The sequence below is a fragment of the Bacillus sp. JJ1773 genome (assembly GCF_036962035.1).
Lineage (GTDB): Bacteria > Bacillota > Bacilli > Bacillales > Cytobacillaceae > Cytobacillus.
On the sequence record NZ_JBALNX010000016.1, the window covers coordinates 1 to 3,888 of the forward strand.

Genomic DNA, 3,888 nt, shown 5'->3' on the forward strand with positions numbered 1-3,888 from the left:
CTTTCCTTATTTCAGAAAAGCGCCCTTTTCTTGAATAACTAATTTATCTCTAATAGAGATAAATTCAGGAAAATGTGGATTTACAACATCAAGGAAATTCCAATATAAAAATCGCAATTTCTCAGTCTCCATTCAGAAATTTGTTAAAGAATAAATACTATTTTAATAATTCCTGAACAATCTTTGTTTTCCAAAACCCAAATCCTATCATAGCACCGAGCATATTGGATGAAATCATCAATGCCAAAACTTCCTCTTTTTGTTACTAATCCTCCTATTTTCTACAAAGTTATAAGCATAATAAGAAAGAAACAAAACATCCTGCTCTATAGTCCAATAGGAAAAGGGTTGCCTCAGCAACCCAAGCTTAAAAATCTTTATATAACGGGACTTTCCATTCCTTTTCTACTTCTTCATATCGTGTCACAGATAACAAATGTAAAGTGAATTCCTTAGGTATCTCTTTCATTCCATATATGGTAAGCGTCGTATTTGTCTTAAAACGACCATTTTCATCTGTCTCATCAAAAACGGACCTGCTGTGAAAAGCTTCATATGTCTCTCCCTTATCATCAACTATTGCCCATGATAATAGATCTGATGACGGAACTTCCTTCCCACCCTTCATCTCAATGACTAAAACCTGTTCTGTTTCAACTGGAGGAAATGTCTTTTGCAACGAAAAGTCCGTCTGCATATCCACCTTTTTAACGGTGATAAAATTGCCTTCATATTCAAATGAAAGAGGATACTTTTTTAATTCTTTCGGGTTTACATTTATTGAAAAATTCGATGGGACCGTTTTTATCACCCCATCAAGTACAAATGTAAGCTGATCTTCCTGTTTTTGAGGAATAAATGATTCATTCCATTTCATATATCCAAGCTCCCCCGTATCTTCCCCAGTTCCTTGCATAAGCCCCGAATCACTTGGATGGCCTTGGTCTTGGAAGATATTAACACGATACAAGGTCTTTCCACTCTTATTTTCAATATGATATTGAATGGCTGTACCGTAGTTTGGGGCAAATGTAAAATTATTTTTGTCCCCAATTGCATTTTCTAGCTCCTGAATTTGTGCTTCCACTTTTGCTTTTTCTTCAGCTGTGAAATACGTATCATACATAATTTCATTTGAAGATGGAGCAAATTGAACTTCTTTTAAGTGAATCCCTACCCCATTATCACTCGTCTTCTGATCATGTAAAACGAGCCTCGTTGTCATTTCCTTAATTTCTTTTAAATCGATCGGGATTTCTAATTGCCAGTTTCCTCTCGTTCCATTTAATTCTGTTAATGCAAACTTAATCGTAAGTGAATCGATTGATTCATGCCCACGTAAGGAAAATTCAATCAATCCATAATCTGAATCATTTATCCAACTCATTCCAAACCCTTCACCTTCAATTGGATTTCCATCTTGATCATAAGCTGAAATGACATTTTTCCCATCTCTAAATTCTAATTGAGGATTAAGTATTTTACCATTTTCCTTTACAACTTGATAAGATAACGCAACCCTTGAAGTGTCTGCTAATACATCTTCCACTTTAAAGGTAATTCTTTGATCCATTACTTCTTGGTCGATACGCTGCGTTAATCCTGATTCAGAAGCCATTCTTAAACCTTCATCAACTTGTTCTGTTGTAAAAAATCCACCAATCCATTCCGCAAAACTAGGATTTAAAGTGGTTGTTAATCCTACTGCAAGTACACAAGCAGCTGCTATAAGCAACACCCGTTTCCATTTTTTCTTCTTTTTCTTATGTTCATATGGCTCAAGTTGATTCAAAACTTGATTTGTAAAATCATCAGGTAATGTTGGTGTCGTGAGCGTCTCCTTAATCAATTCTTGTTCTTCTGCGTACATCTTGATGACTTGCTGACATTCTTGACAAGTTTCTACATGTAATTGAATGATTTCATCGACTTGGTCAAACCCATCAAACCATTGTTCCAGTTTATCTTTCGTTGGACATTTCATGAAAATACCCTCCTTTTTCCTCTTTGATCGTTTCTCTTAATTTTTTCTTGGCACGATGGAGTTTATTTCTTACCGTCGCTAAAGAAAGACTCATGAATTCACTGATTTCGCTGTAACTTTGCTCATTTACATATCGGAGGAGAAGAATCATTCGTTCATCTTCTGGAAGGCCGCCAATTAGTTTTTCTAGTTGTCTATTTTTCTCTTTTTTTAAGAAGATCACTTCGGGATTATGGAAATCCTTGACATCATCTTCTCTTATTTCAACCTGTTCCATTTTAAAACGCTTCTTTCTGAATTCATCCATACAGTGATTGATGGCTACTCGATACATCCAACTGGAAAAAGAGCCTTTTCCATCAAACTTTCCAAGCTGGCGATAAATTTTGATAAAGGATTCCTGAACTAGATCAACTGCATCCTGCTGGTTTCCTGTCATTCTTAAAATGGTTGCATATAATGGATTTTTATATTTGTTAATAATTTGTGCGTAGGCTTGTTTATTGCCCGACAGCACTTCCTCTATCCTCTGTCTTTCTTCTTCCATTTCATATAAACCTCCTGCCTGCTCACTGATTAACTCTTTCAAAAAGTATAACGGGTTTAACTTACAAATCATTTCACTTTTTCAAAAAAAGAAGAGGAAAATACAAATAGGGTACCCTTTATTTCTTAAAGGAGGGAAATCTCTAGTGTTACTTGAAATAAGGTTTGATCAAAAATACCTCACAAACCAGCATTCTACGACAAATAAAAAAAGGCATTTTGAAAAAATCTTTATCAAGACCTAAATTATAAAAGTCATAAAAAATAGGGGTAATACATATTACACATAATATGTATCATCCCTTTTACTTTTTGTTTCATAATGACGCCTGATTGTTGAATATTGTTATTGAAGTAAAGCACCAGTTAGCACAATAAGCCTTACGCTTCAACATTCGATTTTATTTTTTCACAATTAGAAGTAAAAAATATAAAAGAATGAATGCGATAGAAATGCCAAGATATAATTCGAATTTTGATAAAAACATTTCTTTTGTCCAACCGTCTGTTGGCAATAAAAATGCAGCTAAAAAATTTGAAATTCCTATGCCATCGTTAGCTTCAGGAATTAAGCTCACTGTATAATTTTGCCCCAAAGCAACACTTGAAAGTATTGCGAAAGCTATCATGGGTATTACAGCTTGATACATTTTCATTTTTCTTTTTGAAATGAAAACTCCTGCTATAACTCCGTATAACACTAATATAACGAAAATCATAAAACCCCTCCCTAATTAATCCCTTTAAATTAATTGATACGGTTAAAAACCCTTTAAGTTTCGATTTTTTTGTTGAACTAACCTGCTTCGTTAGCTTAATAACGGGATATATATTCAATCAAAAGTTATGTAACCTTGTTGTTTCGTCTTTTTCTTAATAATCCGAGCTATTTTATCTGAATTCCACCACTCTTCAGCTTTAGGTAAAAGAGTAGCAACTTCATATGCTAATTTTTCGTAAATATCATCCGGAACAGGTTCTTCATCATATCTGTATGAATCATGATTTTCATATGGTTCAAGCCATGTCATAGGAACATGGTGCGTAGTATTTACCTTATCAGGAGGAATATGAGGCCCACCCTTAATTGTGTAGCCATTGGATGGTGAAGCACCTATTTCAACAGTAAACCCACCGCCATATTTATCAAAATAGAAAGACATAAGGTCAATTCGGTTTTCTAACCTCCGTCGAAAATGCGGGAAAGAACCTTTAAATCCCTTATCTCTTAATACTGGAATAAGAATGATTTTCAGTGCCTTTATCATTTCATCTCGTCCAGAAGCCATAACACTCCATCCCTCCCTTTTAATCTCTATTTTACCCAAGCACCTTATTTAACTAGTCGAGTAGAAGGG

The 3,888-nt window shown here is 34.6% G+C and carries 4 protein-coding genes; all 4 read right to left on the reverse strand.

From position 1 onward, the window contains the following. Nucleotides 1–367: 367 nt before the first annotated feature. The gene (locus V7127_RS03775; protein WP_335483678.1) at nucleotides 368–1,984 is read right to left on the reverse strand and encodes a DUF4179 domain-containing protein; all 1,617 of its coding nucleotides are present in this window, start codon (nucleotides 1,982–1,984) and stop codon (nucleotides 368–370) included. After that, a complete protein-coding gene (locus tag V7127_RS03780; protein WP_335483681.1) occupies nucleotides 1,962–2,531 on the reverse strand; it encodes an RNA polymerase sigma factor in 570 nt (189 codons plus the stop codon). Before V7127_RS03780 ends, V7127_RS03775 begins: the two co-directional genes overlap by 23 nt. Nucleotides 2,532–2,931: 400 nt before the next feature. Beyond that, entirely contained in the window at nucleotides 2,932–3,249 is a 318-nt protein-coding gene (locus tag V7127_RS03785) for a hypothetical protein (RefSeq protein ID WP_335483684.1), read from the reverse strand. A gap of 114 nt (nucleotides 3,250–3,363) precedes the next feature. Continuing rightward, nucleotides 3,364–3,819 carry a DUF4304 domain-containing protein gene (locus tag V7127_RS03790; protein WP_335483687.1) on the reverse strand — a complete coding sequence of 152 codons (456 nt, stop codon included), beginning with the start codon at nucleotides 3,817–3,819 and terminating at the stop codon, nucleotides 3,364–3,366. Nucleotides 3,820–3,888: the final 69 nt, after the last annotated feature.

Bases quoted from the DNA above. Each gene is read 5' to 3' on its own strand.
- V7127_RS03775 (WP_335483678.1), bottom strand. From the start codon at position 1,984: ATGAAATGTCCAACGAAAGATAAACTGGAACAATGGTTTGATGGGTTT.
- V7127_RS03780 (WP_335483681.1), bottom strand. From the start codon at position 2,531: ATGGAAGAAGAAAGACAGAGGATAGAGGAAGTGCTGTCGGGCAATAAA.
- V7127_RS03785 (WP_335483684.1), bottom strand. From the start codon at position 3,249: ATGATTTTCGTTATATTAGTGTTATACGGAGTTATAGCAGGAGTTTTC.
- V7127_RS03790 (WP_335483687.1), bottom strand. From the start codon at position 3,819: ATGGCTTCTGGACGAGATGAAATGATAAAGGCACTGAAAATCATTCTT.